The organism is Caballeronia fortuita, from assembly GCF_001544835.2.
GTDB lineage: Bacteria > Pseudomonadota > Gammaproteobacteria > Burkholderiales > Burkholderiaceae > Caballeronia > Caballeronia fortuita.
The window spans coordinates 98,018-110,516 of sequence record NZ_FCNX02000014.1 but is presented as its reverse complement, the minus strand read 5'-3'; the positions used below and the strand labels follow the sequence as shown (position 1 = coordinate 110,516).

General features: G+C 63.4%; 13 protein-coding genes. 2 read left to right on the top strand and 11 right to left on the bottom strand.

What is annotated here, in order from left to right; translation table 11 throughout:
- Positions 1 to 62: 62 nt before the first annotated feature.
- Entirely contained in the window at positions 63 to 356 is a 294-nt protein-coding gene (locus tag AWB77_RS24975) for a hypothetical protein (protein WP_157694921.1), read from the top strand.
- A gap of 1 nt (position 357) precedes the next feature.
- Here AWB77_RS24975 and AWB77_RS24970 read toward each other — a convergent pair whose 3' ends face one another.
- Together AWB77_RS24970 and AWB77_RS24965 are read right to left on the bottom strand one after the other, a co-directional pair.
- Positions 358 to 855: a hypothetical protein gene (locus AWB77_RS24970; protein ID WP_061137137.1), complete on the bottom strand. Its 498-nt coding sequence runs from the start codon at positions 853 to 855 to the stop codon at positions 358 to 360.
- Between the two features lie 113 nt (positions 856 to 968).
- Positions 969 to 1,937 (bottom strand): GlxA family transcriptional regulator, encoded by a 969-nt coding sequence (locus tag AWB77_RS24965; RefSeq protein ID WP_061137136.1) that lies wholly within the window; start codon positions 1,935 to 1,937, stop codon positions 969 to 971.
- A gap of 184 nt (positions 1,938 to 2,121) precedes the next feature.
- Here AWB77_RS24965 and AWB77_RS24960 point away from each other — a divergent pair, with 184 nt between their 5' ends.
- A complete protein-coding gene (locus AWB77_RS24960; protein WP_061137232.1) occupies positions 2,122 to 2,796 on the top strand; it encodes an HD domain-containing protein in 675 nt (224 codons plus the stop codon).
- Between the two features lies 1 nt (position 2,797).
- Here the strand turns inward: AWB77_RS24960 and AWB77_RS24955 are convergent, their stop codons facing one another.
- The 9 genes from AWB77_RS24955 to norR all read right to left on the bottom strand — a co-directional run bounded on the left by AWB77_RS24955 (position 2,798) and on the right by norR (position 12,494).
- The gene (locus tag AWB77_RS24955; RefSeq protein ID WP_096031185.1) at positions 2,798 to 3,508 is read right to left on the bottom strand and encodes an extensin-like domain-containing protein; all 711 of its coding nucleotides are present in this window, start codon (positions 3,506 to 3,508) and stop codon (positions 2,798 to 2,800) included.
- Positions 3,505 to 4,560 (bottom strand): NAD(P)/FAD-dependent oxidoreductase, encoded by a 1,056-nt coding sequence (locus AWB77_RS24950; protein ID WP_061137135.1) that lies wholly within the window; start codon positions 4,558 to 4,560, stop codon positions 3,505 to 3,507. Before AWB77_RS24950 ends, AWB77_RS24955 begins: the two co-directional genes overlap by 4 nt.
- An 817-nt stretch (positions 4,561 to 5,377) precedes the next feature.
- Complete coding sequence (locus AWB77_RS24945; protein WP_061137134.1) at positions 5,378 to 6,187, bottom strand: c-type cytochrome; 810 nt, start codon at positions 6,185 to 6,187, stop codon at positions 5,378 to 5,380.
- Positions 6,184 to 7,809: a b(o/a)3-type cytochrome-c oxidase subunit 1 gene (locus tag AWB77_RS24940; RefSeq protein ID WP_061137133.1), complete on the bottom strand. Its 1,626-nt coding sequence runs from the start codon at positions 7,807 to 7,809 to the stop codon at positions 6,184 to 6,186. Before AWB77_RS24940 ends, AWB77_RS24945 begins: the two co-directional genes overlap by 4 nt.
- Positions 7,799 to 8,365: a cupredoxin domain-containing protein gene (locus tag AWB77_RS24935; RefSeq protein ID WP_061137132.1), complete on the bottom strand. Its 567-nt coding sequence runs from the start codon at positions 8,363 to 8,365 to the stop codon at positions 7,799 to 7,801. Before AWB77_RS24935 ends, AWB77_RS24940 begins: the two co-directional genes overlap by 11 nt.
- A gap of 18 nt (positions 8,366 to 8,383) precedes the next feature.
- Positions 8,384 to 8,554, bottom strand: a complete 171-nt coding sequence (locus tag AWB77_RS36500; RefSeq protein WP_096031184.1) for a hypothetical protein — start codon at positions 8,552 to 8,554, stop codon at positions 8,384 to 8,386.
- A 14-nt stretch (positions 8,555 to 8,568) separates the two neighbouring features.
- Positions 8,569 to 9,831 (bottom strand): c-type cytochrome, encoded by a 1,263-nt coding sequence (locus AWB77_RS24930; protein ID WP_061137131.1) that lies wholly within the window; start codon positions 9,829 to 9,831, stop codon positions 8,569 to 8,571.
- Between the two features lie 13 nt (positions 9,832 to 9,844).
- Positions 9,845 to 10,507, bottom strand: coding sequence for a c-type cytochrome (locus AWB77_RS24925; protein WP_061137230.1), 663 nt, complete (start codon positions 10,505 to 10,507; stop codon positions 9,845 to 9,847).
- A gap of 385 nt (positions 10,508 to 10,892) precedes the next feature.
- Positions 10,893 to 12,494 carry a nitric oxide reductase transcriptional regulator NorR gene (gene norR, locus AWB77_RS24920; RefSeq protein ID WP_061137130.1) on the bottom strand — a complete coding sequence of 534 codons (1,602 nt, stop codon included), beginning with the start codon at positions 12,492 to 12,494 and terminating at the stop codon, positions 10,893 to 10,895.
- Positions 12,495 to 12,499: the final 5 nt, after the last annotated feature.

The following is a 12,499-nucleotide window of genomic DNA, read 5'->3' as shown; positions in this document are numbered from 1 at the left end:
CTTGCGGCCAGGTCCACGCCTTGCTGTGGAAATGGAAAGCGCAGAACAAAGGGAGGCAGCAGATGAGACCCAACATCGGCACACTCGGGCGCATGACGGGGATACTCCTCGGCGGCACGCTGGCGGTCGTTGCGAGCGCGCAGCAGGCGCCGCAGAAGCCCAGCAAGCTCGAATACGACAGCACGCCTGCGTATCAGGAGAAGAACGTGACGCCGCCGGCGGCGGCCGCCGCGAATGCCAGCGATGCGCTCAAGACGCGGCCCGGCAAGACATCGTCGGGCAAGGGCGCCGCGCCGGATCGTCCGAACGGACTCGGCTTCGATTCAGGCGCGAGCGGCATGGGCAAGAAGCAATAGATCAGGCGTCGGCGGGTTTATCGGGCCACGGCCACGTCGCATAGCGCGAGGGCTTGTCCGGCTCCGAAGCCGGCTGCGCCTCGTGAGCGGGTGCGGCGCTCGTTGCGACATCCGGCAAGTCTTCGCCGAACCACGGCACGTCCTTGCGCCGCTCGTCGACGTAGCCATTCCAGCCTTTCGCGTTATCCGCAAAGAGATCGTGCTTGACCGTGTTGGCGATCATCGGGCGATTCAGCGTCTCGTCGAGCAACGCTTTCGGCCACACGAAAAACGCGCCCGACGCGCGGCGGATGAAATCGCGCGGCGTCATCTTCGCATCGATGAAGCCGAGCAGCGTAAAGCCCGCGAGCGCATCGTTGCCGTTCACCGCATCGCCGATGCTCGCGTATTCGTCGGCGCATTGGCTCAGGCAAAACACCGACTCCAGCACGTCGCCGAGATGCAGCAGCAGCGCGCGTCGTTCGTAGGGTTCCAGCATGGCGGTCTCTTGATTCGTCATTCGCTGTTCCGATATGTCGAGGGTGGATTCTGCGGCGCGCGCACTGCCGCACGTGCCGCGTTCATCTCAATTTTAGCGAACCCTGCGTGACGCGTTGTCGCGCGAGCCGCCGGTCAATTCGAAAAACGCGCGCGAAAGCTCTGCCGATAATCGTTCGGCGATACTCCGAGCCGACGCGTGAACACGAGCCGCATGCGGTCCGCCGTGCCGAAACCGCAGTCGTAAGCGACGGTCTTCAGCGGCGTGTCGCTGCTTTCGAGCATATTGCGCGCCGCGTCGATGCGCGCGCGTTCGACGAACTCGTGCGGCGTTATCTGCGCGAGCTGCACGAAGGCGCGCGCGAAGCTGCGCTCGCTCATGCCCGCGACGCGCGCCAGTTGCGCGACCGAGAGCCGCTCGCCGATGTGCTCCATTACGTGCGCCTGCACTTTCGCGACGGGCGACGTGTCGTCGGCGGGCGCGCTCAGATACGGGCTGAACTGCGATTGGCCGCCGCGCCGCTGTGCGAACACGACGAGGCGCTTGGCCACCGCGAGCGCGACCTGCGCGCCGTGATCTTCGGCGACGAGCGCGAGCGCGACATCGATGCCCGCCGTCACGCCCGCCGACGTGACGAGATTGCCGTCGCGCATGTAGATGCGATCCAGCTCGACGCGTGCGCGCGGAAAACGCTCCGCGAGACGCGGCGCGTTCTGCCAGTGCGTGGTGACATCGCGGTCATCGAGCAGGCCCGCGTGACCGAGCGCGAATGCGCCCGTGCAGATCGAGCCGTAGCGCCCGCAGTGCGATGCGACATCGGTGAGCCATGCGGTGAGATGCGCGTCCGGTGTATCGAAGGGAAGCGTCGGGCCGCCCGCGACGAGCGCGGTGCCAAAGCGCGCGTGCCCTTCGGCGAATGACAGATCCGCGACGAGCCGCGTGCCGTTCGACGCGCGCACGATGCGCTCCTCGGGGCCGACGAGCGTGATCTCGTACGCGTCCGATGCGGCGATGAACCCGTTCGCTTCCGCGAAGACATCGACGGGGCCGGCGACATCGAGCGCCTGCACGCCCTGAAAGATTGCGATCGCGACTGTACGCATCGGATGAAGAAGTGTGATGAGCGCGTGGCAGAAGACGGCGTGTGCCTGGCAGTGTTCGACGCGTCGTTCTGGTTGAGACGTGGACGCGTTTTGCCGACACTCGAAGGCATCGGACGCGCTGCGCGATTTTAGCAACGCGCAAGCGATCGCGTCTTTCATCGACCTTCGAAACGGAGCCGTCAACATGAGTGAAATCATCGCAGGCATCAGGATTCCCGACAGCAACATGGCGCGTGAAGCCACGCAACTCGTACGCGATACCGAGCCCGATCTCCTTTATCACCACTCGCGCCGCGTGTTTCTGTTCGGCGCGCTCGCGGGCGAACGCAAGCAACTTAAGTACGATCCCGAACTGCTGTATATCGGCGCGATGTTCCACGACATGGGCCTGACCGACGCATACAGCAGCCCGCACGACCGCTTCGAAGTCGATGGCGCGAATGCGGCGCGCGACTTTCTGCATCGGCATGGCATCGGCGAGAGCGAGATCGAGCAGGTGTGGGATGCAATCGCGCTGCATACGACGCCCGGCATTCCGCAGCACAAGAAACCGGTGGTCGCGCTCGTCACGGCGGGCGTCGAAATGGATGTGCTCGGGCTCGCCTACGACGAGTTCAGCGCCGATCAGCGGCGGCTGGTGGTCGCGGCGCATCCGCGTGAGGCGAACTTCAAGGAAGGCATCATCGATGCGTTCGCCAAAGGCACGATCGCCAAGCCCGAATCGACGTTCGGCAACGTGAAGGCCGACGTGCTCGCGCTGAAGGATCCGAGCTACAGGCGGCTGAACTTCTGCAGCATCATCCTGGGCTCGGCGTGGAACGATCAGCCTCACGATCACGCGATGTGCCGGCACGCGTGATTCATCGGCAGATGCGGTACGGACCCATGTCGACGTGAAAGTGCGTCTTGTGCAAGGCGTTGTAGTCGGGGCCGAGCGTCGTATCGAAGGCGTTGCATGCGCCGTCGTGGATGCGCCGCAAGAACTGTCCGTCGGGCGATGCCGCATCGTCCCAGCGCGCGAGCGTGATGCGGCGTCCATCGTCGAGCACGAACGCCGTGAGATCGATGGCGTTCGCGCTTGCATGCTGACTCAGCGCCGTGTCCTGCTGATGATTCACGTTGCGGCATGCATAGCTGCCGACATGTTCGACACGCACGACGCGCTCGCCATACGTATCGAGCGCGGCCTGCTGAAGATACTGCTGATCGAAATACGCGATGCCGAGCGCGAGCGGACAGGTTGCGAGAAACGGCGCGCTAAAGCGCACGTCCTGCGTTTGCGTCACGCGCACGACGTCCTTGAGTTCGCAGCCGCCCGGCCCTGTCGAATCGGCCATGTCGCGATAGACGAGACCGGAACGCGCGAGCGCGGCGTCGCAGAGTTGTGCGTCGTGCATCGTGCGCCAGAGCTTGAAGTGCGTGAGCGGACCTTGCGGCGCGCGCACGTCGAGCGGCGAGAAGGGATCGTATTGCTCGGGCAGTACGATGCGCTTCGAGTACACCGCATAGCCGAATATCGCCGCGCCGGCGAGGATCGCCATGAACAGCCACGCGACGATGCGGCCGGTCACGCGTTATCGGCCGCGTGCGCGGCGTTCACGCGTTCGGCGAGTTTGGCGTCGTAGCTCGAATGCACATGCACGCGTTTCTTCTCGGGATAAGCGTATGAATATGCCTTGCGCAATGCGAGCGAGGCTTCGTGAAAGCCCGAGAGAATCAGCTTCTGCTTGTTCGGATAGTTGGCGATGTCGCCGACCGCGAAGATGCCTGGCCGCGACGATTCATAGTTCGACGTATCCACTTCGATGCGTCCGCCGCGCACGTCGAGATTCCATGTCGCGATCGGCCCGAGTTCGGAGACGAGACCATAGAGCGCGACGATCTTGTCGGCGGCGATATCGACCGATCCTTCTACTTGCTTGATGCGTGCGCCGCGCAGAAGGCCATCGGGCGCATCGAGCGATTCGATCATGCCCACGACGAAATCCATTTCGCCTGCTTCGACTGCGCGCTTCATCGTCGCGACGGAATTCGCCGCGGCGGAGAAACCGTTGCGCCGATGCACGAGCGTGAGCTTCTTCGCGATGCCCTTCAATGCGAGCGCCCAGTCGAGCGCCGAATCGCCGCCGCCCGCGACGATGATCTCCTTGCCGGCGAAGTCCGCTGCGCGCGAAACGCTGTAGTGCACGTCCTTGCCTTCGAGCGCGGCGGCTTCGGGCAATTGCAGGCGCTGCGGCACGAAGGCGCCATTACCGGCGGCAATGAGGATGGCGGCGCAATCGAAGGTCATGCCGTTTTCGGTCGTCACGGTCCAGCGATGATCGTCCTCGCGTTGGACGACGGATTGCACGCGTTGATCGAGGTGAATCGGCACGTCGAAGGGGCGGATTTGCTCGAGCAGGCGATCGACGAGTTCGCGCGCGGTGCATGAGGGGATGGCGGGAATGTCGTAGATGGGTTTGTCGGGATAGAGTTCGATGCATTGCCCGCCGATGCGACCGAGCGTATCGACGATCTGGCATGTGAGGCCTATCACGCCGGCTTCGAATGCGGCGAATAGACCTACCGGGCCTGCGCCTATGATCAATACGTCTGTCTTGATCGCTTCGCTTTGGGGTTCCATTTTTTTGGGGCTTTCCATTGGCTCTGCTGAGGTAATTCAGCATTCTTTGGGCCACGATACAGAAAGCATTCCGCTCGGGCAATGAAGGCCCTTTTGGCTTAGCGGCGATTTTTTTTGCCGGTTTGTCGCCGGATCCCGTTTTCGTTTGGTCTATTAGCGTTGCCCCTGTGCGGGGCGGCAGTCACTTTCTTTGCTGCTGCAAAGAAAGTAACCAAAGAAAGCAGCTTTTTCAGGCCCGCGGTCACACGCAGTTTGGGTAGTTCTCTCGTCCGAGATGGCACTCGCCTAAAGAGTGCCCTCATCACAATCACCCGGCTTGGATCGCGCACGATCTGACACATCGCAACGCCTAACGAACTGGTTCAGCACCGAATAGCGCCGGCCCGCTTCGCGGCCGATGGGTCAATCGGGTGTGCGAGTGCAAGCGCGAGCGCGAGCGCGAGCGCGACCATATGCGCCCCGACGGTTTCCCTCGCATACCCGACGGCAGCGCGTAGCGCTGTGCCGATGCTCTTTCGTGCTGAACCAGCGCCCTTGGCGTTACGGCAAATCAGACCGTGCGCGATCCACGCCCGCTTGGGCCTACGAGGGCACTCTTTAGGCGAGTGTCACGGAGGACGAGAGCACTACCCAAACTGCGTGTGACCGCGGGCCTGAGAAGCTGCTTTCTTTGGTTACTTTCTTTGCAGCAGCAAAGAAAGTGACTGCCGCCCCGCACAGGGGCAGTGCTAATAAACCAACACGAATACGGGATCCGGCAACAACATAGCAACAGCAGCAACAGCAGCAACAGCAGCAACAGCAGCAACAACAAACCTCACTTAACCCCCGCATTCAACTCCCGCGCGTAATACATCGCTGCCGCATCGATCTCCTCGGCAGTCATATTCCTCGCGACATTGCGCATCACCTCATTGATGTCATTCGTCCGCGTACCATTAGCAAACGCGACCATCTGCGCCTTGGTATAAGAAGCCGGAAGCCCGTCGAGCCAGGGACTACCGGCTTTGCTATCGATCCCCCCATGACATGCCGCACAAGGCGCGATATTCCGCATCGGCGCGCCATGCGCCACGATCGCCGGCGCAAGCGCATCGCTCACCTTGCGCTGCGCCGGCGGCCGCGGCAGATTCGCGTAATACGCCGCAAGATCGCGCATGTCCTGATCGGAAAGATTCATCGCCATCGGCGACATCACCGCATTATTCCGCGCGCCCTTCTGAAAATCGATCAACTGCTTGTAGATCACCGACGCATACTGCCCCGCCAGATTCGGCGAATTCGCCTCGCTCATGCCGCGCTCGCCATGACACATCGTGCAGCGCAACGCCAGCGTCGCGCCGCGTCCGATCGAATTCGCACTCACCTTGTCGAGCAGTTGCGGCGTCATCTCCACCGTCGTCAGCTTCTCCTTCGGCTCGACCGCCGTGCCGCCCGCATACCAGTCGCGTGGCACGCCCGCCGCGCTGCAGATCGCATTCAAGATGCCGGTGAACGGCGCATCGCGATGTACCGAAGGCAACCATACGAAACCGATCAGCGCCGATACCGCCGCAATCGCGATCGTCCCCACGACGCTGACCGTGAACCAGCGATTGCGAAATGTAAAGAGGCGTTCGTCGCTCATCGCTGCGCTCCGATCGGCACCGCAGGCACCGCCGTATCCGAACGCGCGAGCAGTTGCGCAATCGGATAGCCGTAGTTGACGAGCGTAAGCCCGATCATCAGCACGAGCCACAGCGCAAAGCTGTTCAACGCCACCGGAATCGTGCGCGGCTCATGCACCGCGCGAGCGAAACGGAACGCCTCGGGCTGCACCTGCGGCGCGCGATGTCCCTTCACCAGAACGACGAAAAACAGCACCGCCGATACGACGAGGATCAGCCCGCCCAGCACCGAAATCATCACGGAGAGCGCCTGCGCCGCGAGCGCCGGATCGTTGTAGTCGTAGAACGCCATGCGACGCGGCATCCCCAGAATGCCGACGAAATGCCACGGAAACGTCAGCACGATCATGCCGATGAACCACAGCCACAGTTGCCAGCGCATCAGCTTCACACTCTGCAGTGCGCGGCCCGTCAGATGCGGCCACAAGTCATACGCGATCACGAAATACATGATGACGATCGCGCCGCCGAAGATCAGATGGAAATGGCCGGTCACCCATTGCGTGTTATGCACCGTCGAGTCGAGCTGATAACTCATGTTGATGAGCCCGCCCGCGCCGCCGAAGCCGAGCATCACGAAGGAGAACGCGAGCGCGAGCATCATCGGGTTGTCCCACGGCAACGCCTTGATCCAGCCGAGCGGCCCGCGTCCGCCGCGCAGCCGCGCCGCGATCTCCACCGACGCGCAGATCGTGAACACCGTCAGCAAGGTCGGCACGGCGACGAGCGTCGTGAACACCGAATGCATGAACTTGAAGCCCGAGCCGACTTGCGGATCGGCGAACAAGTGGTGAATGCCGATGGGCATCGACACGACGAGAAACAGAATGAACGAGATGCGCGCCATCGCATCGCTGTAGAGACGGCCGCCGATCGCGCGCGGAATGATCGTGTAATAAGCGATATACGCGGGCATCAGCCAGAAATAAACGATCGCGTGCAGCGTCCACGAGAAGAACACGCGCGCGAGGCCGGCGTCGATCGTCGTCTTCCAGCCGATCGCCACGGGCAAGATCATGAACAGCACTTCGATCGCCGCGCCCACCGCCGTCCAGCCCCATAAATACGCGCCCGCGACGGTTGCGAACATCGCGAGCGGAATCGGCTTGCCGCGGTTCTCGCGCTTCCACGACGCGAGATTCACCGACATCAGCGCGACCCACACCCACGAGCCGACCACCACGAACACGACGCCCACGTAATAGAACACGTTGCCGATCATCGGCGGATAGAACGTATAGAGCACCGACGCGAGACCCATCGCGACAGGCACCGTCGCCGTCACCGCGCCGATCGCGACGAGCCAGAAGCCGAGCCACGCGAAACGCAAGCCAACGAGCGGGCGCTTCAACGCAAGCTCGCTCACCGCATAGCCGAAGCCCATCGCGATGAGCGTCGGGAACGCGTAGCCCATCACCGTGCCGTGCTCCGTCACCGATCGATAGTAAAGCTCCGGATTCTGCAACCACGGATGCAGCGGGCTGCGCACGAGCATCTGCCACGCGCCGAGCAGAAGCGCGACGCCGAAAGCGATGAACGCCAGCCAGAAATGCGCGAGAACGAGGCGCTTGCTATTGAACACAGGACACTCTCCGCGAATTGGCCGGCAGCTTGTCGGCCATCTGCATGAATTCGGCGCGCTCCACCACCTTCACGTGCGCCCACATGTTCTGATGCCCGGTGCCGCAGTACTCGTGACAAGGCATCAGATGCTCGCCCGGCTTGTCGAAGGTCGTCTTGAAGGTCGAGACATAGCCCGGCTCCAGCATCGAATTGATGTTCGTATCGGTGATGAGAAAGCCGTGCACGACATCCGAGCTCGTCGCGCGGAACGTGACCGGCACGCCCGCCGGCACGACGAGACATTGCGGCGTGAACGAATACTGCTGCGCGACGATGCGAACGGTCACGGAACCATCGGTCTCGGGCGCGCTGCCGAGATTGCTTTCGATGAACTCGCCCGACACATGCAGCGTTTCGGGGCGCACGGTCTCGACGCGCGAGGGCGGCATCATCGCCCAGTGCAGGCCGGTGTAGACGACCATGCCGACCAGCACGACGACGATCGCGAGCACGAGGATCGCCCAGCGCCGTTCGACCCGTTCGGCGACGTCGTGCGAGCTTGAATTGATGGCCATATGCGACGCCTTAATGAATCACTGGATCACGCCGCGCGGCAGGAACACGGCGAAGTAGAAGACGAACCAGATACCGATCACGATTGCCGTCGAGATGCCCGCGAGCGCAATCGCACCCGACGGGCCGCGCTTCACGATCTCGTCGATCCGCGCGTCTTCGCTGGCGCTTTCATTCGGGTCTTCGTTCATGTTGGGGTCGATGCTCAGTAAAGTGGCGCCGATCGCAGCTCGTTTACTTCCTTCACGCTGACCGGCGTGCCGCGATTGCCCCACGCGGTGCGGATATACGTGACGACCGCGGCAACCTCGACATCCGATAGCGACTGAGCGAACGGCGGCATGCCATAAGGCTTCGGGTTCTTGAACGTGCCCGGCGGATAACCGCCGTTCAGCACCATGCGGATCGGGTTCACGGACGAATGCATCACGATCGACTGATTGTTCGCGAGCGGCGGAAAGTCGGGCGGCTTGCCCTGCCCTTGCGCCGCGTGGCATTCGGCGCAGTGCTGGTCGTAGATCTTCTTGCCGAGCGGCGAAAGGCTCGTCTGCTGCTCGACGACAGCCTGGCTCGGCGGCTCGGACTTGTCGCCGGAACGCGCGGGCAACGCCTTCAGATAGACGGCCATCGCGCGCACGTCGTCTTCGCTCAGATACTGCAGGCTGTCGTAGACGACTTCGGCCATCGGTCCGTACACCGCGCCGCGATTCGACACGCCCGCATGCAGCAAACCGACGATGTCGTCCATGCTCCAGTCGCCGAGGCCCGCTTCCTTGTTCGACGTGAGCGACGGCGCGTACCAGTTCTGTATCGGGATCAGGCCGCCTTCGAATGCCTTCGACTTCACATTGCCGCCGAGCGCGTTGATCGCCGTATGGCACATCGAGCAATGTCCGAGTCCTTCGACGAGGTACGCGCCGCGATTCCATTCCGCCGATTGCGTCGCGTCCGGCTGATACACGCCTTCGCGGAAGAACAGCGAGCGCCAGCCGTACAGCAACTCGCGGCGATTGAACGGGAAGCGCAGCTCGTGCGGCCGGTTCGGCTGATGCACGGCCGGCGTGGACATCAGGAATGCGTAGATGGCGTCGGAGTCGGCGCGCGTGACCTTTGTATAGGACGTATAGGGCATCGCCGGATAGAGCACGGAGCCGTCGCGCGACTTGCCGGTGTGCATCATCGTGTAGAACTCGCCGGCGGTCCATTTGCCGATGCCCGTCTCCTTGTCCGACGAGATGTTCGGCGTATAGAGCGTGCCGAAGGGCGTGTCCATCGGACGTCCGCCGCCGAACGTCTTGCCCGCGGGCAGCGTGTGACACGCGATGCAGTCGCCCGCGCGCGCAAGGTATTCGCCGCGCTTGACGGTGGCGGCGTCGGCGCTTTGCGCGAGCGCATGTCCGATCGGCGCGGCGCACGCCGCCAGGAAGACCGCGACGGTCAGCGCTCGGAAATGTCGAAGACGGAGCACGTCGGGTCCTCGGTTAGTTATGAACGCTGCCGCAGGCGAGCGGCATCCTGAACGACCCGGCGGCGACCGGCACCGGATCGGCCGGCGCGGGCAGCGACGCGAGGTAAGCGGCAATCGCGGTGATGTCGCGGTCGGACAGCAGCTTCGCGACCTGCGCCATGCAATCGGGCGGCACGGTCGAGCGCGTGCCGTAACGCCACGCGCCGAGCTGCGCGCTGATGTAATCGGCATGCAGGCCGAGCAGACCGGGAATCGCCGGCTCCATGCCGGTCATCGAGGCGCCGTGACAGCTCACGCACGCGGGCACCTTGCGCGCTGCATCGCCCTTCGTGACGAGCGTCTTGCCGAGATCGAGCGTCTTCGCATCGACGGTAACGGGCGACGGCGGCGGGAACGGCGGATGTTCGCTCGCGAAGTACGCCGCGATCTCCTTCAGATACGCATCGGGCAGATAGGCAAGCAGATAATTCATCGGCGGATACTTGCGCCGGCCGTCGCGAAACGCGAGGAGCTGGTTGTACAGATAACCGGCGGGTTTGCCGGACAGACGCGGGAAGTAGTCGTTGTCGGTGCCCTCGCCGCGCGCGCCGTGACACGCCGCGCAGCCCATCACGCGCGCCTGCATCGTATCGGGCGCGCGTTCGAGCGGGGCGTTGTCCGCGGCGAACGCGCCGATGCTAAAAAACGCGAAGAGCGCGGACCGGATGAAAGTGCCGAGCTTTGCCACGTTTCGCACGTAACCCCCGTTGTCGATTCGCCGTGTTCGATTGCCGGACGCGTGAGCTTCGTTCGGCGCGGTTCTTCAAGGCACTGCAATGTTCTTGATGCCGAAGGGTTCGCTTGGCCTTTCTGATCTTAGAAGAGATCGCCCGTTTTTCCCAACTCCGAGATTGTCTCAATGCGTGGCATCGATGCGTGCGCTACATCGAATCGTTTTTTGCGCTTGAACAAAGATCCGCATTTTTTTGAGACGCGCAACGAAAGCACGCTAACCCGCTAGCAACTGTAGATAGTCGCTTTGTGCGGCGATGTCCATCTTTTCGGGATACAGGGCGAGTCGTTCACTTGAGACCGAGACGTCTCGCGAGGCGATTGAGATTCGCGCGATCCAGACCAAGCTCGCGCGCGGCCGATGCCCAGTTCTGGTCGTGACGCTTCAACGCGTCGAGGACGAGCGTGCGCTCGTAGGCTGTCACCGCGTCGCGCAGCGATGCGCCCGGCGCGGGCAACGGCGATGTATCGGCCGATGGTGCATCGTGCGCGGCCAGTGCGTTGTCGCCGGCAAGCGTGAGATCGGCGGCAGTAAGTGTGAGGATGCGCGGGCGCTCCCGATGCGCCGCAAGCGCCTTCAACGCGCTGCGCCCGATCAGATGCTCCAGTTCGCGCACGTTGCCGGGCCAGCGATACGCGAGCAGCGCGGCTTGCGCGTCGGCGGAAAGACGCAGGCTCAGAAGACCAAGACGCGAGCGGTTCTCTTCGAGAAAGTAGCCCGCGAGCAGCAATACATCGCGTCCGCGCTCGCGCAACGGCGGCACGACGAGCGGATACACCGACAGCCGATGGTAGAAGTCCGCACGAAAGCGTCCTTCGCGCACTTCCTCGGCGAGATCGCGATTGGTCGCGGCGATGAGGCGCACGTCGACCTTGTGCTCGCTATCCGAGCCGATGCGCTGCAACTGGCCGTTTTGCAGCACGCGCAGCAGCTTCGCCTGCACCGGCAACGGCAGTTCGCCCACTTCGTCGAGAAAGAGCGTGCCGCCGTCGGCGAGTTCGAACTTGCCGCGCCGATCCGACGACGCGCCTGAAAACGCGCCGCGCACATGCCCGAAGAGTTCGCTTTCGACGAGCGTATCGGGCAGCGCCGCGCAATTGAGGCTGACGAGCGGCTTGTCGGCGCGCGGCGAGAGCGCGTGAATCTCGCTCGCGACGAGTTCCTTGCCGACGCCCGTTTCGCCGGTCACGAGCACGGTCAGATCGCTCGACGCGACGATCGCGATGTCCTGCATCAAGCGGTTGTGGGGACCGCTGCTGCCGATCATCTCGCGGCGGCGCGGCCCGCTCGCCTGCCGATACACCTCCGCGCGCTGCCGCTCGGCCTCGCTCGTCCGAGCGAGCGAATCGATGCGCTCTGCCACGCTCACCGTCGCCGCCGCGAGACTCAGAAACGCCTGCAGCGAAGCCATGTCGATGCCGTCGAAGCGCGCGGGATCGAGTGCGTCGAGCGTGAGCAGACCCCAGGCGCGCCCGTTGATGACGAGCGGGCAGCCGAGGCAATCGTGGACTTCGAGATGGCCGCTCACGCCCTTGACGAGGCCGTCGTACGGATCGGGCAGATCGGTGCCGGCGGCGAAGCGCGTTGGCGTCTCGTGGGCGAGAATGCGCGCGAATCGCGGATGTTCGCTCACGCGAAAGCGCCGGCCAAGCGTGTCGCCCGACAATCCGTCGATGGCGAGCGGCACCAAGGTATCGCCGTCGAGCCGCAAGAGCGCGGTGGCATCGCTCGGGAACAGCGCGCGCGACGTGTGCAGCAAACGCCGATAACGCTCGGTGTCGGGCATCTCGCTCGACAGGTCTTCGATCAGCGGCACGAGCGCATCGAGCAGCACGCGCGAAGTCATTGCGACTACGTCTGCAGTCCTTTTGACTAGAGTCGAATCGACCATTGTTT